Annotated in this window: 17 protein-coding genes; 7 read left to right on the top strand and 10 right to left on the bottom strand. The window is 32.0% G+C overall.

Going from position 1 to position 21,402, the window contains the following annotated elements:
• The first annotated feature begins 7 nt into the window (after positions 1-7).
• From H526_RS0112875 to H526_RS0112890, 4 genes are all read left to right on the top strand, one after another.
• Positions 8-490 carry an ExbD/TolR family protein gene (locus tag H526_RS0112875; protein ID WP_027393379.1) on the top strand — a complete coding sequence of 161 codons (483 nt, stop codon included), beginning with the start codon at positions 8-10 and terminating at the stop codon, positions 488-490.
• Between the two features lie 420 nt (positions 491-910).
• Positions 911-1,528 (top strand): ExbD/TolR family protein, encoded by a 618-nt coding sequence (locus tag H526_RS0112880; protein WP_027393380.1) that lies wholly within the window; start codon positions 911-913, stop codon positions 1,526-1,528.
• Positions 1,529-1,548: 20 nt separating this feature from the next.
• The gene (locus H526_RS0112885; RefSeq protein WP_027393381.1) at positions 1,549-2,028 is read left to right on the top strand and encodes an ExbD/TolR family protein; all 480 of its coding nucleotides are present in this window, start codon (positions 1,549-1,551) and stop codon (positions 2,026-2,028) included.
• Positions 2,029-2,144: 116 nt separating this feature from the next.
• Positions 2,145-2,876, top strand: coding sequence for a porin family protein (locus H526_RS0112890; RefSeq protein ID WP_051336146.1), 732 nt, complete (start codon positions 2,145-2,147; stop codon positions 2,874-2,876).
• On the opposite strand, the gene H526_RS0112895 is transcribed toward H526_RS0112890, so the two are convergent.
• The 5 genes from H526_RS0112895 to H526_RS0112920 form a co-directional block, all read right to left on the bottom strand.
• Entirely contained in the window at positions 2,871-3,476 is a 606-nt protein-coding gene (locus H526_RS0112895; protein WP_027393383.1) for a hypothetical protein, read from the bottom strand. The genes H526_RS0112890 and H526_RS0112895 overlap by 6 nt on opposite strands.
• Positions 3,476-4,936: an RNA polymerase factor sigma-54 gene (gene rpoN / locus H526_RS0112900; protein ID WP_027393384.1), complete on the bottom strand. Its 1,461-nt coding sequence runs from the start codon at positions 4,934-4,936 to the stop codon at positions 3,476-3,478. The genes H526_RS0112895 and rpoN overlap by 1 nt, the downstream gene beginning before the upstream one ends.
• A 210-nt stretch (positions 4,937-5,146) precedes the next feature.
• Positions 5,147-5,785: a response regulator transcription factor gene (locus H526_RS0112905; RefSeq protein WP_027393385.1), complete on the bottom strand. Its 639-nt coding sequence runs from the start codon at positions 5,783-5,785 to the stop codon at positions 5,147-5,149.
• Between the two features lie 41 nt (positions 5,786-5,826).
• Positions 5,827-6,621: a sensor histidine kinase gene (locus tag H526_RS0112910; RefSeq protein WP_027393386.1), complete on the bottom strand. Its 795-nt coding sequence runs from the start codon at positions 6,619-6,621 to the stop codon at positions 5,827-5,829.
• A 647-nt stretch (positions 6,622-7,268) separates the two neighbouring features.
• Complete coding sequence (locus H526_RS0112920) at positions 7,269-8,000, bottom strand: hypothetical protein (protein WP_035085535.1); 732 nt, start codon at positions 7,998-8,000, stop codon at positions 7,269-7,271.
• A gap of 649 nt (positions 8,001-8,649) precedes the next feature.
• Here H526_RS0112920 and H526_RS0112925 point away from each other — a divergent pair.
• Together H526_RS0112925 and H526_RS0112930 are read left to right on the top strand one after the other, a co-directional pair.
• Entirely contained in the window at positions 8,650-9,465 is an 816-nt protein-coding gene (locus tag H526_RS0112925; protein ID WP_027393389.1) for a carbohydrate-binding protein, read from the top strand.
• Positions 9,466-9,493: 28 nt separating this feature from the next.
• Positions 9,494-10,348, top strand: coding sequence for a carbohydrate-binding protein (locus H526_RS0112930; protein ID WP_027393390.1), 855 nt, complete (start codon positions 9,494-9,496; stop codon positions 10,346-10,348).
• A 67-nt stretch (positions 10,349-10,415) separates the two neighbouring features.
• Here H526_RS0112930 and H526_RS0112935 read toward each other — a convergent pair whose 3' ends face one another.
• Both H526_RS0112935 and H526_RS0112940 read right to left on the bottom strand, forming a co-directional pair.
• A complete protein-coding gene (locus H526_RS0112935) occupies positions 10,416-10,889 on the bottom strand; it encodes a GNAT family N-acetyltransferase (RefSeq protein ID WP_035085536.1) in 474 nt (157 codons plus the stop codon).
• Positions 10,890-10,894: 5 nt separating this feature from the next.
• Positions 10,895-11,374, bottom strand: coding sequence for a MarR family winged helix-turn-helix transcriptional regulator (locus H526_RS0112940; protein ID WP_027393392.1), 480 nt, complete (start codon positions 11,372-11,374; stop codon positions 10,895-10,897).
• 349 nt (positions 11,375-11,723) lie between these two features.
• Here H526_RS0112940 and H526_RS30900 point away from each other — a divergent pair, with 349 nt between their 5' ends.
• Complete coding sequence (locus H526_RS30900; RefSeq protein WP_051336147.1) at positions 11,724-14,912, top strand: DUF5060 domain-containing protein; 3,189 nt, start codon at positions 11,724-11,726, stop codon at positions 14,910-14,912.
• Between the two features lie 465 nt (positions 14,913-15,377).
• Here the strand turns inward: H526_RS30900 and H526_RS0112950 are convergent, their stop codons facing one another.
• The 3 genes from H526_RS0112950 to H526_RS0112960 form a co-directional block, all read right to left on the bottom strand.
• The gene (locus H526_RS0112950) at positions 15,378-15,680 is read right to left on the bottom strand and encodes a GIY-YIG nuclease family protein (protein ID WP_027393393.1); all 303 of its coding nucleotides are present in this window, start codon (positions 15,678-15,680) and stop codon (positions 15,378-15,380) included.
• A 254-nt stretch (positions 15,681-15,934) separates the two neighbouring features.
• On the bottom strand, positions 15,935-16,504 hold the full coding sequence (locus H526_RS0112955; RefSeq protein WP_051336148.1) for a hypothetical protein: 570 nt from the start codon (positions 16,502-16,504) through the stop codon (positions 15,935-15,937).
• A 4-nt stretch (positions 16,505-16,508) separates the two neighbouring features.
• Positions 16,509-21,374 carry a DNA repair ATPase gene (locus tag H526_RS0112960; protein ID WP_027393395.1) on the bottom strand — a complete coding sequence of 1,622 codons (4,866 nt, stop codon included), beginning with the start codon at positions 21,372-21,374 and terminating at the stop codon, positions 16,509-16,511.
• Between the last annotated feature and the right edge of the window lie 28 nt (positions 21,375-21,402).

A 21,402-nucleotide genomic window follows, 5' to 3' on the forward strand; every position in this document is an offset into this window, starting at 1 on the left:
CGTAATTATGTCTAAGTTTAAAAAGAAAAAAGGTGGTGAATTACCCGCTATTTCAACAGCGTCTTTACCTGATATCGTATTTATGTTACTGTTTTTCTTTATGGTTGCAACAGTAATGAGGGAGAATAATCTTAAAATAGAAAATAGATTACCTCAAGCTGATCAGACAGAAAAGTTGGATAAGAAAAACTTAGTAATGTATATTTATGCTGGAAAGCCAAGTTCGAGATATTCAGCAAGTGCTGGTACTCAGGCGAGAATTCAGTTAAATGATAAATTTGCTGAAGTAAGTGATATCAAACCTTTTATTTTAGCTGAAAGAGCTGCTAAAAGGGAAGAGGAAGTTCCTTTTCTGATTACTGCTCTAAAAGTGGATACAGAAACAAATATGGGTCTTGTTGGCGATATTAAAAAAGAATTGAGAGAAGTTCAAGCGCTGAAAATTAACTATACCACAAGACAAGGTGAAGCTACCGGTAATATACAGTAACGGTTAAAGATTTACTTTAATATATTAAAAAAAACCTGCTCTAGTAGCAGGTTTTTTTTTGTTTAATACCTCATAAATTAGCCATTATATTCTTCAAAACCAATATGATCTTCTATAGTTTTACTTGCTATTTATATTTAAGGGTTTATAATTATTTTGATATTCTTCTCTGCTAATACGCTATAGTGGCATAACAATTGTTGTTTATGATGTAACTGTGATCTGCTCATATGATCAATATCTAACCTTCCAAATTGTGATATTGAATTGATAGAAATATACGGTTACAATCTAATTGATGTTTTACACGAATTGCTCTTATGTGATTTTGTAGAGTAGCATTGTTGGATTTCCAAATACTTGTTTTTAATAATATCACCTGTGATTTAGTAAGTAATTATTAACTAAATATAAATTATTATGGCTAGAAGATTAGCACCAGAAGTAAACGCAGGATCCATGGCGGATATCGCCTTTTTATTATTGATCTTTTTTTTAGTAAGTACTACGATTGAGACTGATTATGGTATTAGTAGAAGGTTGCCTCCGCCACCAGAGGATAAACAGAGTAATATCCTTATTAAAGAGAAAAATTTGTTTCGAGTAGAGCTAAATCAATTAAATGAATTATTTGTAGAGAAGAGACCTTTGGCTTTAAAAGATCTGAAAACGGCAGCAATCGCCTTTTTAGATAACGGTGGTGGAGTAGAAGCAGAGTCTTGTAGCTATTGCAAAGGGGCAAGAGACCCTAAGTCTTCGGACAATCCTGATAAAGCAGTTATATCTCTTGTAAATAGTAGAGAGACGAACTATGAGACTTATATAGCAGTTCAGAATGAACTTATAAGTGCATATGAGGAATTAAGGAATAGGGAGGCTCTTAGGGTCTATGGGATGTCTTTTAAGTTAATGAAAGCATATCTTAAGGATGCTAATTATTCCGGTGATAAAACACTTCTTAAGGATCAAATAAAACAAATTAGGTTAATGTATCCAGAAAAGCTTTCAGAAGCTGAACCAGTTACTGCTTCATTATAATAATTTAAAAACCATTGATTATGTCTATATTTAAAAATAAACAAAAAGCAAGCTTACCAGTAATTTCTACAGCATCTTTACCAGATATTGTTTTTATGCTACTGTTTTTCTTTATGGTTGCGACTGTTATGCGTAAGGATACGTTGATTGTTAAAAACGAATTACCATATGCTGATCAGGTAGAGAAGTTGGATAAAAAGAATATGGTAATACATATTTATGCAGGAAAACCTAGTTCTAGATATAAAAATATTGGTACTGAAGCTAGAGTTCAGCTTAATGATAAATTTGCTGATATTCGAGAAATCCAACCTTTTGTTTTGGAGGAGATGAAGTCAAAACCAAAAGAATTGAGACCATATTTAACGACCGCTTTAAAAGTTGATAAGAGTACTAAAATGGGACTTGTAGGTGATATCAAAAATGAGTTAAGATCCGTTCAAATGCTTAAGATTAATTATACCACACAAACAGGTGATGCGATTAAAAATTTAGAATGATGTAGTAAAGGATGTTTATAAGAATTCCATGAGTACTCGTGGAATTCTTATTCTTTTTTAAAAAGTGCCATTATTTCTAAAGAAATAGATTTATTTTAGTGAACTATATGAGTTTGATGTATAAATATGTTAATCAAGTTAAGCAACTATTGGTAGTTGTGTGTGCTTCTATAGCTACGATTTCTGGATATGCTCAAGAGGTGGATACGCTAGGTTTGCAAAAAGAAGAAGTGCTAGATTCTTTATATAGAGAAGATCAATTTTATGCGGGTTTTACTTTTAATTTGCTTTGGAATACTCCTTCTGATATAAGTCAATCAGGATTTTCTGGAGGCTTGCATTTGGGGTATACTAGGGATATGCCAATAAATAAGAAAAGAAATATAGCTATAGGGTTAGGGTTAGGATATTCTGTAAATACATATGGTCAAAATCTTTTTATAGGTGAAGACTTAGATTCTGGACAGAGTATTTTTAGTAGTCTTGATGGTGTTGATTTTGATAAAAATAAATTCGTTACTCATATCGTAGAATCACCATTAGAGTTTAGGTGGAGAACATCTGTGCCGGAAACTCATAAGTTTTGGAGAATTTATACTGGGCTAAGGATTGGTTACCTTTATTATTTTGATGCTAAATTTGAACAACCGGGAAATCGAGTTAGACAAACTAAAATCGATGAATTAAATCGTTGGAGGGTAGGCGCAACCTTTACTTTTGGTTGGAATACATTTAATTTTCATTTTTATTATAGTCTAAACCCTCTATTTAATGATAATGCAAAGATTGGCAATGAAGAAGTTGGTCTAACTACTGCTAAGATAGGTCTGATGTTCTATATCTTATAACCAAAAATTAATTAAAGTCAATTGGGGAATTACACCAATCAGAAAACCTAATGTGAGTTCAAGGTTCGTATGCGCTTTATAATGTAATCTTGATGTGGCTACTAAACCATTGGCAAAAATCATTGCTGCAATAAGAAGTATAAGGTTTGTCTCAAAATGAATGCTCAACGCAATAGTAAACATGGTTACTGCGCCAGAACCAATCATGTGTAAACTAGCCTTTATATCAAAAAATACAATAAAAATTGCTGTTAAAGATGACAATAATGCACCAAGAAAGAAAAAGTATAATTCAGGATAATTGTATGCATCTATAATCATCTTAACTACTAAAAGTAGTATTAATGATTGTAAAAGTAGAGGAATCTTACGCTGCTTTACATCTTCTAGGTGGATAGAGGTTACAACACCAATTGTACGAAGAAAGAAATAAAGCACGATTGGGATAAGTATTGTGACTACCACCAGTCCAAAAATTTTAGCTTGAATAATATTTTCTGGAATAAACCTTGGAGCGGTAATAAAATAAATAACTGAGCCTGCTATTGGCATCAATATAGGGTGAAAAATATAAGAAATACTTTTTAGTAAAAAGTTCATTAAATCTTTTTTCGTAGCCTGGCAACAGGAATATCCAATTGTTCTCTATACTTGGCTACAGTTCTTCTGGCAATAGGATATCCTTTTTCTTTTAGAATTTTAGCTAACTTCTCATCAGTAAGCGGTTTCTTCTTGTCTTCTTCTCCTATTGTAATTTCCAGTATTTTTTTGATTTCTCTTGTAGAAACTTCTTCTCCTTGATCATTGGTCATAGATTCGGAGAAAAATTCTTTAATTAATTTGGTTCCGTATGGTGTATCCACATATTTACTATTCGCTACTCTCGAAACTGTACTTACATCCATATCAATCTCATCAGCAATGTCCTTTAGGATCATAGGTTTAAGATTACGCTCGTCTCCACTTAAGAAATAACTTTGTTGGTAGTGCATTATTGCACTCATTGTTAAAAAAAGTGTTTGCTGTCTCTGTTTAACCGCTTCAATAAACCACTTGGCAGCATCTAATTTTTGCTTAATAAACATGACCGCATCTTTCTGAGATTTTGATTTCTCTTTACTAGCTTTATAGCCTTGAAGCATATTGTTATATTCTCTAGATACGTGTAATTCCGGAGCATTACGACCATTTAGTGTAAGTTCTAACTCACCTTCTGCAATTCTAATAGTAAAATCTGGGACTACATGCTCTATGAGTTTATTGTTTCCTGCGTAAGCTCCACCAGGTTTAGGATTAAGGTGTTCGATTTCTTCAATTGCTTCTTTTAATAAATCTTCGTTGATATCAAATTTAGTCAAAAGCTTTTCATAATGCTTTTTGCTAAAGTGATCAAAAGATTTTTCTAAGATCATTGTTGCCAATTTGATCGGTATGGTAGTTTCTTTTCTATTGAGTTGGATCAACAAACATTCTTGAAGATTTCTTGCGCCAACACCTGCCGGATCTAATTGATGTACCGTTTTGAAAATACTTTCAATTTTTTCTTCGGTAGTATATACGTTTTGAGTAAAAGCAAGATCATCTAAAATATCAGCTACAGATCTTCTGATATAACCACTTTCGTCAATACTTCCTACTAAAAACTCTGCAATTTCACGCTCTTCTGTGTCAAATCGATAGGTATTTAATTGATTCACCAAATGTTGATGAAATGATGTTCCTGATGCATATGGAACATTTTTTTCTTCGTCATCAGCACTATAGTTGTTGGAGCTTAATCTATAACTAGGGATTTCATCATCACTAAGATATTCATCTACATTGATGTCGGTTTCTATTTTTTCGTTACCGTAATCGTCTTCACCCGTATTTTCGTTGCTAAACGCATCCTCGTATTCATCAGCTTTTTCCTTACCGCTATCTAGCGCAGGATTCTCTTCCATTTCTTGCTTTAAACGTTGTTCAAAAGCTTGAGTTGGAAGCTGAATTAGCTTCATCAACTGTATTTGTTGAGGTGAAAGTTTTTGAGAAAGTTTAAAATTTAATTGTTGCTTTAGCATAAAAATGTCAATGTTCTTATACTCACAAAAATAAACAAAATACGGCGTATTTCTGTAGGTAATCGATGGTTAGTTTTCTTAAAAAGATGATAGTTTTATATGTGTTACATAAAACTATTTTATGCAACTGATCAATAAACGCGCCAAAATCGATTTATTACCTTAATCAAGAAGATTTTTTACAATCGTTATAATGATAGATTACAGAAATTACGGAATAAAAATTTTATTCTTTATTGCATAAATTACCAAACCAGTTCTGTTTTTTAAATGTAGTTTTTCAAAAATAGAATCCCGATAGCCTTCTATTGTTTTGGGACTTAAGCACATATCGCTAGCTATTTCTTTATACGTCTTTTCCGTGCAGGCGTGTTTAATAAATTCCATTTCACGCTCTTTTAGTACAACTTTGTTTTCTTTTTTAGGATTTAGAGAACCTAGTAATAAATTAGTGACATCTTTGGTGTGATAGAAGCCTGTTTCTTGTACTTCGACTAATGCATTTTCTAAAATACTTTTTTCAGTGTCTTTTAGTAAATATCCTTTGGCACCAGCTCTAAGCATTTTAAGAATTGTTTTTTCATCCTCTTCTACAGAAAGAGCGAGTACATTAACGTCTGGATATTCCTCTTTTAGTGCAATTGTGGTTTCGATTCCATTCATGATAGGCATGTTGATATCCATAAGTACAATATCTGGGATATTTTTTGGATCTTTTAGTCTCGTGAGTAGTTCGCGTCCGTTTTTACACAGGTACAATATTTTGAATTTAGAAAATCCATTTACTAACCCTGCTAATGCCTGGGATAATAAGATATGATCTTCTACAATAACTACTGAGTATTTCATGGGTATATGTTTTGTGTGAAAAACCTGTTGTTTAGGCTTTATTATAAGTTGTCTTCCTCTTCTGTTTCTATTTTTTTATAATAGTACATCAAGTTAATAGCTGTTCCTTTACCTTTAGCAGAGTTTAGGCTAACTTCTGCATTTATTAATTTACCTCTATTTTGCATATTACATAATCCTATACCAGTTTTTTTCTTTGATTTAAGATCTTTCATGTCAAATCCTACGCCATCGTCTTTTGCATCAATGACCAGTTTTTCCTGATCATACCGAACGTTTACATTAAGTTTAGAGGCTTTAGAGTGTTTGATGGTATTACTAAAAAACTCTTGTAATATTCTAAAAATAATTATCTCCGCCTTATCATCTAACGCTCTTACCTCGGTATTACTGCTTAAGGTAGCTTCAATAAATTGTAATCTATTAAAACGTTCTACCTCAAGAGCGATTGCTTCTGTAAGGCTTAAACTTTTAATAGCATCAGGGTTGATCAATTTAGACAAAGCTCTTAACTCTGTAAGACTCTTAGTGATCGTTTCCGTTACTTCGGGAAGTCTTTTAGGATCTTCTTTAGCTACGTCTACCTGTATTTTTGCTAAGGTAAGTAGTTGGCCGATATTATCGTGTAATTCCCAACTGATATTACGCAAAGTTTCTTCTCGTATTTCTATTTGGGTCTCAGCAATAGCTCTTTCAAACTTTTTTTCTGCTTCTTTTTGATGTAGCAATAAACTGTTTTTTCTTTTTTGGAAAATTAGAAATAGTGTAATCATTAAAATGATAATTACTACAAGTACTACGCTGGCAATTAATAAGGCTATTTCTTGTCGCTCCATATAAATCCAATTATAAAACAGGTGTTCAGAATCATGGTTAAAGTAAATTTAACTAGAAATAATATTGTTGCATCAGTAAGTTGAGTGTAATAATTGCTTAGAATCCTAAAGGGTAGGTTACCTACAAAATAAATAAGAAACCCAACACTTATCCAGAAAAGAAGATTTTTTTTTGCGTGTAAAACTTTTTCCGAATATAAAATTTCAATAAAATAGTAGATTATAGTTATTAATAAAAATATTGCTGCTACTATGTAAGGTAATCTTTGGTATTCCCTTAAATAATTTTCAAAAATAAAACCGTTAATAATAAAAGTAACGATATATAATAATGCAAATACTAAAACAATTTTTTTTCTTTTTGTGCTTACTAAAAAATGTCGATAAAGAAAAAATAAATAAGTAAAATTTATTACATTATAAATGTTATAAATTATTGTAGTATTTACATCATTATCTAATTTAATATAAAGACCAACAACCTCATTAATAGCGACATAGGAAATGAGGAAGATGAAATATTTGAGGAATGAATCATTTTTATATTTATTATAAAATATTATCCCAATTATTGCTGTTAATACCTCAAACCCTACAGAGATCTTTATTAAAAAAGTTAGAAAATCATTACTTAACATTGTAGATTTTTATTGTTTATTTCCTTTAGGTGGTGAACCTGCCATTTCATTTGCAATCAAGCTATTTTCTTCATCCTCTATCGCGGTATTGAAGCTAAAAAAGCTTCCTTTTTGGATATTTCCATCTTTGTCGATTCTGCTATCCAACCCAATTTTTTCGGTTAATAATTCTACTTTAAAATTGTTGTCTAGTGTATATCCTAAGTGTTCTATGTTTCCTGCAGCATCCTTTACTGCTTTCGTAGGTGCAATGAAAAAAGTTTGTCTATTAGCATATCGTTTATCTTCTTTATTTCTAACATAATCTTCTGGGTATAATGCAAAATAGAATCTAAATCCAGATGGTTTCTCTCCAGCTTTACGAGACTTTGTTTTTACATATCGAATGTATTTTTGTAATTCATCGATGTCATAAAATAATGATCGTGTTGCTTTAAACGGTTCACCTACACCATCTTTTCCAACAACTTCGTTAATTAGATCTTCTCTGTCATTGTATAAATGATAAATCTTCTTAGCAAAACCAGACTGTATGATGTTTTCAGGAGCCCTTTTGTCATTAGAGATATTGCCTAATTGTCTCTTTAGCTCGTTAATAACACTGTCTTTTTGTTTGATAGTAGTTTTAAATTTTTCTACCTCTGCTGTGTTAGTCTGTACACTGTCTTTACAGGAAATCACTAATAAAGATGCAAAAGCAATTATCAGGAACTGTTTGATAGGGTTAGTTTGTAGTTTCATTTTTTTGATAGGTTTAATAAGTATTTGTGTGATTTTGGTTTTAACCAAAATATTAGTTAGCTAAAACTTAATTTTTGTTAAGCTTTATGAATTAAAAATACCATTTTAAATAGTTTTAAAAAATTTAGAACGGCTACAATTGCAAATTGAGCTAAAGAAAGTCTTGATTTACAGTGGCTTTGTTGCGCTAAAATGGATAGTGTTTTGTTTTGTCTTTTTGAAAAAAAGGGGGAAAGACCCCTTTGATAAAAAGTGGATTAACGGTGGTTTTTTATTGTAGGAGTATTTTTTCTTGATAAGAACTATAAAACTAATTTTGTTTGCGTTTTGCCAATTTTTATTGGGTATACTTACTAAATATTTTCGGAATTAAGACGAAATATTTTCGATATCAACAATAGTTTTCTTATTTAAAAAGCAGAAATAATTACACTCCATAATTCCAAAAAAACAAAGCACAAAAAAAAGTTAAAATCTAGTCTTTTCGAAAACGTTTTTCGTTAAAAAATATGTTAAAAATATCCCTTGAAATTGTTAAGGGAATTTTTCTTCGCTTACTTCATAGTAGCTGCAAAAGCTAAGAACTAAACTTTTCGAAAAGTATTTTTTGCAATTATCGTCTTAACAACAAAAACTTAAAACCAAAATTATGAGAAAAATTTATGTAGTACTAAGTGTGATTCTAGCTCTATATTCTTGTACTTCGGATATAGATACTATGAACCTTGAATCAAAATCGATTGAACTAGCTTCAAAAAGTAGTTCTGGGAACGTAAAATTATTGAGTGCTTGGACAGCGAATAGAAGCAGTCCTGTGCAGATAAATTATCAAAGGAAGTTTAAAGTAAAGATCAAAAATTTAGCATATCAAAAAGAAGTAGCCATTCATCATCTAATGAATGATGGTAATTGGACTGATATTCCCCTTGCATATGAACAATCTATTGGAGATGATGAGGAGATTTGGGTTGGAGAGGTTACTCCTGACAATGAAATCTATAGTACAGATTTTGTAGTAAAATATACAGTAAATGGAGAAACATATTGGGATAATAATCAAGGTAAGAACTACAGTATGTTGGTAAATACTGGAGGTTATTTATCTTCAGAAACAGAAGTTGAGATAAATAAAAGTTTTACAAGATCTGCGGGAAGATCTTTTGTTATCAATATAAATGCTAAGCGTAATTATGGAGCAGTGGCTACAGCAGAGGTTGTTTACACTACGGATAATTGGGTAACAAAAAGTATTGCTCCACTAACGTATCAAAGATATTTTAGGGTTGGCTATGCGCATTATATTATGAGTCCAAATCAGTTTGATGTTGATATTTATAATACATCTATTAGAGTCCCGGATGATGTGCAATCTATTGAATTTGCTGTTGTTTATAAAGTGGATGGAGAAGAATATTGGGATAATAATTATGGAAATAATTACACCTTAAATAAAGTTAATTATTAATCAACTATATAAACACAAATCATTTATAATGAAAAAGTATTTCTATTTATTTATCAGTTTAGTCGTTCTATCTTGTAACACAGAAGATGATTTTATTGACAACCAAAAAGACACTATAACTAAGAATGATCCGCTTCTTAAAAACTTAAGTCCTGTAAAGCTTACAAAAGCTTGGACAAGCTATAGTTTCTATAGAGGTTATCAGTCCTATACTAGAAAATTTACGGTCAAAGTAGCAAACTTGGCCTACGATAAGAATGTGAATGTATATCATCAAAAATTAGATGGAAGTTGGGACGAAATACCATTAGCATATGATAGGAGTATAGATAATGGTCAAAATGAGATTTGGTCTGGCACATATAGTTTAGGAGGATATAGTGTTGATCAAGTATACGATAAAGAATTTGTTATAAGGTACGATGTTAATGGAGTTACATATTGGGATAACAATAATGGGTCTAATTATTCAATGTCACGTACAGAAGGTGCTTTCTTTGCAGACGCAAGCCTTAATGTTAGCGTAGATACTGATTTTGCAAGCTTCTCGTATTCTCCTTATGAAGATAAAAATAGGTTCAGTATTACGGTAGACGTTAGAAATCTAGCTCCTAACAAAGAAGTTGGAGTAGTTTATTCTTCTGATGGATGGGAAACCCAAAAGTATTTGCCATTGATATATCGACAGTTTTGGTCAAATGGCCCATTTTATACAATACAGAGTCCTAACAATTTTGGTATAGAAAGGTGGCAAGGGTATGTGGGGTTGAATGCTTCACAAAATCAACTGGAATATGCGGTAGTTTACAGAGTAAACGGGAAGGAATATTGGGATAATAATTACGGAAAAAATTATACAATAACCATAAATTCTAGTAATTAAGTAGAGACGTTTATCTAATGAAAAGGTCCGCCTAACATGTGTGTTTGTAAGGCGGGCTTTATTTTATTTAAAATTTTAATTCCATCTTAATATTGCTTCGTTGGTAAGGAGAATCGTTTTCTAAATCAATCTCTACAAAACCGAATTTTTTATATATGTGAATTGCATTTTTTAGGACAGTGTTAGAGTATAAAAGTATTTTTGTCCAGTGTTGTTTTTCTGCAAAATCTATGCAAAATGACATCAATTTTTGCCCTATTTGTTGTCCTTGAAATTCTGGTGAAACGGCCATTTTACCTAATTCATAAATTCCATTTTGTTTTTTGATGAGTGCAAATGTTCCTGCAATTGTAGTATTAGACTTAGCAAAGAAAATATATCCTCCATTTTGGATAATGGTTTCTTCACATCGTTCTAAAAGATCAACGTCGTGAGCTTCTACTACAAAATATTTTTCTAGCCAGGCAACATTGAGGTCTGAAAAGTCTTTTGAGTATTTTGAGTCAAACGGGATGATTTCTATTTGTCCTTTGGAGTCCATAGTGATTATTTTATGTTTTCTAATATGCGTTTACTTAAAGATTTTTCTTTAAACTGATTTTCCATATACGTTAAATGACGAGTTAAACTAATAGAAGATCCTTCGGTAAGCCATTTTACTTGTTTGTCAATAGCATCCCAGACAGGAATGAGCTGGACGTGTGTTTTTTTACCTTTGGGAGATAGTTGGAAAAGTTTTTTTCTTTTATCGGTTTTATCTACTTCGGATTTAATTAACCCTTTTGTTAGAAGCTTTTTTATAGCTTGTGTGATCGCTGGTTGTGTATATTGTAATTGTTCTTGTATTTCTGAAGTTGTAGTGTTTTTTTGATCCACGATAATTTTAAAAATTGGAAATAAATAGGGGTCAAAATCTATCTGTAATCTATTATATATAATTTGAGTTTCTTTCATTAAGTATTCACTTAATCTATTTAATCTGGAACCTAAACCTAATTCTCCAAATTCTTGTAAAGAATCTTTCATAAGTATTTATATAAGTGCTTATGTAAAAGTAAACATTTTTTAGAACTATTAAAAAATATGAATTGCTTTATATCTAAAGAGGTACAAGTTTTTTAGTTAGATTTTTCTGAAGAAACAGATCTTTATAGGCTCTATTCGAATAATAATCAAATGTTTGCGAATATTGGTTTTTTGTTTACGAATACTATTTAGAGGTAGACAAAGCACACTATAGTGTGCTTGATTACGTTATAGTTTAATTACACTTTTTTTGAATATAACTGAACTTATAACTGAGAATTAGGGATTTTAAATTCGTAAATTTTTCGGAGTCAATTAAAAAGAACTCAATATTAAAATTAACCACACAATGATTATTTCAACTCGATTAAAACTTATTGCACTATGTGTATTTAGTGTACTTGCTGTCAGTGCCCAAGATCCTCAAGGAGAACTAAAACGTTGGCATAAAATCACATTATCTTTTGAAGGGCCTAATACTTCAGAATCTGCAACTACAAATCCATTTTCGGATTATAGATTGGATGTAACATTTACTAATGGAAGTTTGAGTTATGTAGTTCCAGGTTTTTATGCGGGATGTTCTGATGCTGCTGATTCCAGTTGTGATGCGGGTAATATCTGGCAAGTACATTTTAGTCCTAGTCAAATAGGAACTTGGAATTGGTCCGCCCAGTTTACTACAGGATCTGATGTGGCTATTAATGCCGGTGGATCTAGTGCTGGATTTATGGATGGAGTGACAGGGTCTTTTAACGTGATAGAATCTGATAAATTAGGAAGGGATTTTAGAAGTAAAGACCTAGGAAGGTTAAAATATGTAGGAGAACATTACTTAAAGCATATAGGAACTGATCCAGATAACCCTAATGGTCCTTGGTTTATAAAGGCAGGAGCTGACTCTCCAGAAAATGCGCTGAATTATGTAGATTTTGATGCTACACCTAGTTATAATAATAATTTAAACAAGATAGGAAGTAAAACCTGGCAACCACATCAACAAGATTATGTTGCCGCAGATGCAAGCACTTATACTTGGGGCAATGATAAGGGAACAGAGATTTTAGGAATGTTAAACTATCTTTCCGAGCAAGGTGCTAATGTAATGTCTTTTTTGACTTGGAACTCGAGTGGAGATGGAGGAGCAGTTTTTCCGCATACTTTACAAGTGTCTCTTGAGGAATATGGAAATACTGCGCGAAATCAGCAGTGGAGTAAAGTGAATAAAGATCGTTTTGATGTTTCTAAGATGGCACAATGGGAAAAAGTGATGGAATATGCTGATAAAAAAGGTATTTATCTACATTTTAAAACCATGGAAACTGAAAATGATAATTTGATGGATGGAAATGGTTTTGGAAGAGAAAGAAAATTATATTATCGAGAGCTGATTGCTCGTTTTGGGCATCATTTAGCACTTAATTGGAACCTTACCGAAGAAACAACGCTTACTGATAATGTTGCAAAAAGTACAGCTAGTTACATTAAAGACTTAGACCCTTATGATCACAATATAGTAATACATACATACCCGAATCAACAAGATCAACGATATGATCCATTACTAGGATCTAGTTCTGAGCTTACAGGAGCATCCATACAGACTAATAAAAGTAATGTGCATAATGATGTAAGAAGATGGCTTGAAAAATCAAGAAATGCTGGTAAAAAATGGATCGTTGCTAATGATGAACAAGGTAGCGCTGGAGAAGGAATTCGAGTTTCTGACAAAGAAGTAAGAGAAGATGTTTTATGGGCTACATTAATGGCTGGAGGAACAGGAGTAGAGTATTATAGTGGTTATACAGATGATGATGGAGATATCAATGGAAATGATCATAGGAAACGAGGTAATAAGTATAAAGAAGGAGGATATGCTCTTGATTTCTTCAATAATTATTTACAGCCTTACTTGACAGAAATGATAAGTGCAGATGAAATTACTTCTAATGGTAATGATTATGTTTTTGCTAAAGCTGGTGAAGTCTATGCCGTATATCTCCCTGATGGAGGATCTACTAATATTGATTTGCCTTCAGGAACATGGGAAGTGCAATGGTATAACCCAAGATCAGGTGGGAGTTTAAGTAGTGCAACTACAGTGTCTAGTTCGATCTCAGCACCAGACAATAATGACTGGGTAGCTTTAATTAAGGGAGAATCTGATGGAACAGATTGTAATAATTTACAAAATGTTTCGGCTTCTCAGGATGCTTATTTGCAAGGAACTACGTTGTTTAATACTTCAGACTTGAGAGTAGAAAGTGGTAATAGAGTGTCTTATTTACAGTTTGTGGTGCCAACTCCATCAGAAACTATTACGGGAGTAAAACTTCAACTTTCTGTTAGTACAGATGGAGGTAATGGACTTATCGAAGTGTATAAAGGAACATCAAATAACTGGACAGAAAGTACCTTGTCGAATAGCAATAAACCTGAAGAAGGAGCTCTTTTAGGCTCTTTGAATACAACATATAGTGAAGGTCAATCGTATGAATGGAATTTATCTGGAATTAGTGCAGGAGAAACAGTTTCTTTGGTAATTAAACAAACAGGAGGGAATGATGTTTCTTTTTCATCTAAAGAAGGTTCGAATGCTCCAAGACTTATGTTAGAATTAGATTGTAATGACGACGGAGGTGGTGGAGATGGAGATGGAAGTAATAGTTGTGTGGCTCTAGAAGAGAACGGAATCGTTGCTGTGGAGGCAGAGCATTTTGAAAGCCAGTCAAAAACGGATAAGCGAAAATGGTATTTTCAAGATGGAACTGTTTCTACGCCAACACCAGATCCAGACCCTAGTCACCATGCTTCTGCTAGTGGAGATGGTTACTTGGAAATTTTACCAGATACAAGAGTTACGCACGATGATCCACTAGTTAATGGAGAAAGTTTTTCTAATACACCTGGTGTGGTTGGTATTTTGGATTACAAAGTGAAATTTACTACTCCTGGAAGGTATTTTGTATGGGTACGATTATATTCCACAGGATCCGAAGATAATGGAATTCATGTTGGAATTAATGGTACTTGGCCAGCATCAGGACAGCGAATGCAGTGGTGTGCTGGAAAAAATCAATGGACTTGGGAAAGTAAACAAAGAACTAATGCAAACCATTGTGGAGAAGCCGAACTAATATATATAGATGTTCCATCTGCTGGAATACATACTATTTCTTTTTCTATGAGAGAAGATGGAGTAGAAATGGATAAGTTTGTATTATCGCAAACTTATACCAAACCAACGGGAACAGGACCGGATGAAGTTTTGGTTGACTGTGCATTATCCGTAGAAGATTTTGATCTTCAAGAATCTAGTTTATATCCTAATCCAGCCCAGGATATTATTAATATACAAGGACTGACTAAAGGAAAAGCGGCTATTTACGATATTACGGGAAGAAAAGTTATGTCTTCTATAACTATTTCGGAATCTGAAAGTAATACTGTTGATATATCTAGAATCCCTTCTGGGGTTTATTTTATGGTACTAAGAGATGGGAAAAATCAGAATACATTAAAGTTTATAAAACAGTAGAGGTAACTAACTACCTAACTATTTTTCTGAAAGGGCTGAAATTACTAGTAATTTCAGCCCTTTTTTTTATGTGTATAAATTAATAATAAAGTAATATCGTTTCTTTTTAATTTATACTTCAAAATAGTTTAATTCCATCTAAGCTAATATCATATAAGAATTAGTATAAGGTGGTAAATTAATGTATTTGAAATAAAGAAATCTGGTTACACTTTTTTTAAGAAAAAAGTGCTGTTTTATTTCCCTTTAGTTTTATTTTCAAACTCAAATTCTACTACAATTTCTGCAAAGTATCGAATGTTTGATCTATAAAAATCTAAAGGAAAATTCTTTTAAGGATAAGGTAATCGTGTATTAATAGTGTTAGATGAATAATCTTTAATGATTAAAAGCTATAAATGAAACCACATTGTGTAAATTAGTGTCATTCCGGCGTAGGCCGGAATCCATAATCCATAATTTATTTTACGGATACCAATCCTTTGCTAGATCAGTCCAATTTGGATTCTCTTTTTCTATTAAGTTTATTTTCCATTGCCTATTCCAGTTTTTTAATCTCTTTTCTCTTAATATAGCCTCATTAACGTTTCTAAAAACTTCAAAATAGATTAAAATATTTAGATTATATTTTTTACTAAAACCTTCCACTAATTTATTCTTATGTTCAAAAATTCTTCTTTCTATATTATTTGTTATTCCAATATATATAGTTCCATTTTTCTTATTAGAGAGAATATATACTGAGTATTGATGTTCCGGTTTTAACATGCGTATGTGTTATGGATTCCGGCCTTCGCCGGAATGACAAGTTTTATGATTGTTTGAGGTTTATTTTGTCACCCCAGCTTAGGTTGGGATTAAAAATATCATCAATTTTTCATATGAGTAGTTGTGTTGTTTAATTAAGCTTAAAATAATACTATTATAGCTTGATTACTTGTTCAGGTTTTTATTAAATACTTCTTGAAGTATACGATTCGTATTAATACTTATACTATTTCGTTTTTTGTTTCCAAAATCTTTCAGTTATTAGATTTCTTGTATAGCGTTATTGCTTTTAAATAGTTTTGTGCACCTATTTTGGTCTGATCATATATAAAACCGTCTAATTCTGGATGGTTTTTTTTGATCCAAGTTACCATTTGACCTCTCTTAATATTCCAAAGCTTAAAATCAGAGTCCATTTCTATATTTTTGATTTTGGAAATTTTTTGATTTTTGATTTCTATTATTTCCGTAGAGATGAGAGGTTTTTGGTTTAGAAATTCAATTCGAGTACATGTTTTGGAGATACTTATTTCTACTTTGTTATCAATTTCTTTAATGGCTAATATTTCATATTTAGGATTGAATACAGAGTCCCATTGAAAGAATTGATAGTAATCGTTTGTAGAATAGTTCATGTTATAATCACCTTCGCTAATAGTTATACTATCTCCAATAAATTCGGATAATTCAGAATAGTTACTCTGGTTCAGTTGATTGTAATAATCTTTAACTAATTGTGTGTTATCATTTCTGGTACAACCGTTTAGAGAACAAATGCAAACAAACAAAATTACGGAACCGACTATTGTTTTAAACCTTATCATATTACTATTTTTCTAATCCCTTTTTTAATACTTCCTGAATACCAGATAAATGTTCACTAAATTGCATCATCTGGGCTAATACTTGCGCCATTTCGTTTTTATCACCAAACCCTTTTAGTTTATTGTTTTTTACAAAGGTTTCCTTGATGGTTTTCCAACGTACAGTTTCTTCATCAACAATAGTGTTAGTTAATTCTTTGTATTTAAGAAGGTTTGCTTCTGCGGCGCTAGTCAATGTCTGAGATTCATTTTCATAATGAGATAGGAGTAAGGTTTGTAATTCTTTCTCATTCATAATAGGAACTACTTTGGCAACTAGTTTACTCATATCACGATAGGATCCTTGTAACTTAAACGAAGGTTCAGTTCGATAAGAATCTTCCATCGCTGCTGATTTAATATAGGTGGCATTTACTTGCATCACTGTATTTCGAATTGTCACTACTTTTTCTAATACCGCTAGATAATCCTGTACTTCTTGTTTGGTATGATTTCCTTGTAATTCTATGCCTTCTTGCGTTCCAGATTCGACCATTTCAATTAGGCCATAAATATCTTCGAAATATTTACTGCTCAACTGGTGCAACACTGGATTGGAAGTTAATGCATTTTCGATCAAGCTTAACTTAAATAAATCTGCTGTATCACCAATAATATCTCCCAGATTATAAATGTCAGCTCTATTGGCTAACATGTCAGGAATCTGGAATTTGTCTCCACTTTCTGTATATGGGTTTCCTGCCATAATCACACAGAATTTTTTACTGCGTAAATCATAGGTTTTAGGATTTCCATTGTAGACGCCTTCAATCTTACGAGTTCCATCTGCTAGTGAAATGAATTTCTGTAAAAATTCTGGATTACAATGTTGAATGTCATCTAAATATAACATTACGTTATTGCCCATTTCGAAGGCTAAATTCAATTTTTTTAACTCTTCTCTTGCTGCAGAATTATTAGCTGCCATTGGATCTACAGAGGTAACTTCATGACCGATAGCAGGACCATTAATCTTCATAAATACTAATCCTAATCGATTAGCCATATATTCCATTAAAGTCGTCTTACCATAACCTGGAGGGGAAATTAATAATAGCATTCCCATTCTATCCGTTCGTTTATTATCTCCAACGCTTCCTAATTGCTTGGCAAGATTATCACCAAATAATGGTAAATAGACTTGATCAATTAATTTGTTACGCACAAAAGATGATAATACTCTAGGTTTAAATTCCTCAAGTTTAAGATCTGATTTCAAGTTTTCGGTTACTGTGTGTTTTGCTTCTCGATATCTTTCGAATGCTGGAACTTCTATAGTAGCGAAATCTGATAATTCAGTAATAAATTGGTGATAACTAAAGTCAAAGTTACCATCATTAATAGTAGGGTGACTTCCATTTAAACCTTCTATAGTTTGTGAAGGATTTACATGTACTACTTCTGAAATTGATTCCTTTTTATATAATAAAACACAAACAATTTCTTGTGCATACTCAATTTTCTTAGGATGATGTGTTTTTAGATAGGCGGTTATCCATTGTAATGTTAAGCGTATTAAATCTTTCTGACTTTTTTCATTTGTTAATTCTAATGACTTCTTAAATTTGGTAAGTACCTTTTTCTTCTTTAATTCAGTTAAAAAGGAATCATGTAATTCATTTGCAGTTTGACTAATGCAAAAGATGTCATCTGTTTGTAATTCATCAAAAAGATAATTGCTAATAGTATTTTTATATTTTTTGTCAAATAACTTTGCTTCATCAGCGAAAATTACAATTTCGTTTTCTAAATCTTTAAGTACAGTTTTATATTCTGTACTATCTGAGAAGATTTTTAAAACTTCTCCAGAGGCTTTGATAGTTTCATTCCAATAGGATTTCTTTTCAGTATTTAAACTATGCCAAAAGTATTGCGCATACGACCTAGATAGTGAGTCATATCGTAATAAACCAAGATCCTTGTTTTTGTTTACCAAAACTTTTAGAATCATTGCAGCATCTTCGTCATGAACTCCTTTTACATACCCTTCTGCATAGTTCTTACTACTTTCGGATTTTATAAGTTCTAATAATTCATTCTCTCCTAAATTTGCTAATTCGTCTTTTTTAGTAGTAAATAATTTATACGCTAAATATGCAGAACGATAGATCACCTGGTTTTCAGAAATTAATTCTTGACCCCAATACTTTTTGGATTTTAGTAAGGTTTCATTTTTAATTTCTTGATAAAAATCAGTCCCTGTTAGATGGTATTGTAATGTACTGTCCTTATATACAATTGTTAGATCTAATGGTTGTTTGTTTACACCAAACTTATGTTTTCCTAGTTTGATAATATTTTCACCATCTTCATAAAGATCTTGTTTGTCTTTTAGTTTTCTTGTTGCATCCTCTTTAGCAACTTTTAAAGCAGTTTCAATAGTTTCTGCTTTACCTGCATCGTCTAACTCCATTAGATTCGTAATGATGTCTCGGAGTTTGTTGATCATTAGGTCAGATGCAAAATATCCGTTAATATCGGCTGTAGAATCAAAACTTAATGCTTTTTTGGTTACACCTTTTAATATTCGGTTTGCCGCGTTTTCAAGGGCAACAGCTTTTTTGTTTCTAGCTTCGATCAAGCTGTTTTTTCTAGCTTCAAACGCATTGTATACTTCTTCGCGTTTTTCAATGATCTGAGTAATAAACTCTTCGAAATCGGCAAATCTTCCTTCTAAATCTTCTAGTTGTACAGACACTTTATTTAATAATTCGTCTGTCTTTTCGGGAGTATTTGCTATATCGAGATAGTTAATAATGCTCTGATCTACAAGTTTTAACTGAGCTGCAAACTCGGCATTAGCCTCTTTACTTCCCAATGATTTTATTTTATTCTTGATACCAGCTTTTAGCTGATTAATAGTTGCAAAAATTAAAGAGATATTATCAATAATTTTGGTAGAATGCGAAGTGTCTTCGATTTGTAGATTTGACACAATATCAATCAACATTTCCAGATCTTTAGCAATTTGATTTACTTCATCTTCTAATTTTTTAGCATCTATTACTTTTTTGATGGTTTCTAACTCTTGTTGCTTTTCTTCTACGCGAGCATGGTATGGTAATAATGCTTTATCATCAAGCAGAAATTGTACACAACGCTTAGAGATTTTATCAGTTTGTTCTGCAATTTCGGTTTCAAGATCGGTAATAAATTGCTTGTCAATGTACCTTATATCATTTAAACCAATAACTTCTCCACGTAAAGTTCGTAGTTGAGATAATACTTGTACAAAATCATCAATAGATCGAAAAGAACTACTTTTTATTTTGCCAAAAATACCTTCAGCGGCTGTTTTTGTTTCTTTAGTTACATTGGCAGCGGTTCTTCTAAGCTGTACTACTTTTTCGAACTCATCTATAGCCGCATTAGCCGCATTACTAATTTCTCCTAATGGGATATCTAATCTACATGTATCATCTTCTCTAATCCAATAATAACTATCTATAATATCACTGGATGATTTGGCCAAATCATCATACAATCCATCATAGTTATCCTCTTTATTTAATAATGTAATGAGGGCGTGACATTCTGCCATTGCCTTTACAATATCTTTATTACCAATTTTATATAATAAAGTATCTGTATGTTCTGAAGGGATTTCATTTCCTTTTAAGAACGGTGTTTGCCATATCTGAATAACATGGTGTTTAGTTTGCTCATCTTCCGTCTTGAAATAACATAACTCGCCATCTTGTAAAATCGTAAAACCATTACAGATAATAGGAGTTTTTACTTCTTGTTCTATAACATTATAGGACATTAAGGTATATAACCCTTTTTCACTTTCATAGAATACATATAAGAAATCCTCTCCATTAGGGGAGCTGATTTTTTCCTGAAATTGTACATCAGAAATCTCATTGGTGAATATTTTTACTTCCCCAGATTGTAAGTAATATCCATTAGGATATATAATTCCTTGATCATCTGGCAGTAATACACAGGCATCCTTAATGCATTCAATTTTTTTAACCTCTTGTACTTTATGATTATACACAAAATATCTAGGAGCTTCCTGGAACGGCTTAATCTCTAACGCAATTAAATTGCCAAGATTGGCATATCGATATTGACCATCATCAAGTGTCTGATCTACGTGTTCTACGGCTTCATCATATATTCCTTTTCCATCATCGGTATTATCTTCTATTTTAATGGTAAGATCTCCACCTACAGTTTCTACAAATACTTTGTCTAAAATTGAAATATGTGGGTGTGTTCCATACCGATGCATATCACGTGTGACTTCGACCCATTCGAATTCATATTGTTTTGGAAATTTAAACTCATGTTCACTACGATTATCCACATAGGTAAGTGTGTCTTCGTTTATTAACCATTTAAAGGTTTTTATGTCAGAAACACTTTCGCTTAGCTGAAAGACCATGTGTAGGTAATTACCAACAATAGCGAATTTGGAGAAGATGGTGTTTCTGTAGTATTTATATAAGTTGGTGAAATCATCAATAAAAACAGCATCGTTGATAAGATCTAATTTTTTATTTATAAAGTGATCATCAGCGTATGTGTAAATACTAAATACATCATCTAATTTTATCTCCGTTCGTAATCCAAAATGTACATTGTATCCAAAAAGACAAAACTTTCCTATAGTTACAATATCTCTTGCAATACAGTTATTCTCTGTATTGATACGATTATTAGCAATAAGCTTTGTTTCTACACTACCAAAAACCTCTTTTCTTGCATCATTTAATTGTGTTAAACGGTTTTGGAGTTCTCCTTTTTGTTTTTGCAAACGGTTTTGGATGATCTCGTAGGTTCCGCCGTCTAGTTGTATGTTATTTGTGTTGGTTTCTTCCATAGTTGTTACTCTACGTGTTTTTAGCGTC

Origin of the sequence: Aquimarina latercula DSM 2041, assembly GCF_000430645.1 — a bacterium.
Lineage (GTDB): Bacteria > Bacteroidota > Bacteroidia > Flavobacteriales > Flavobacteriaceae > Aquimarina > Aquimarina latercula.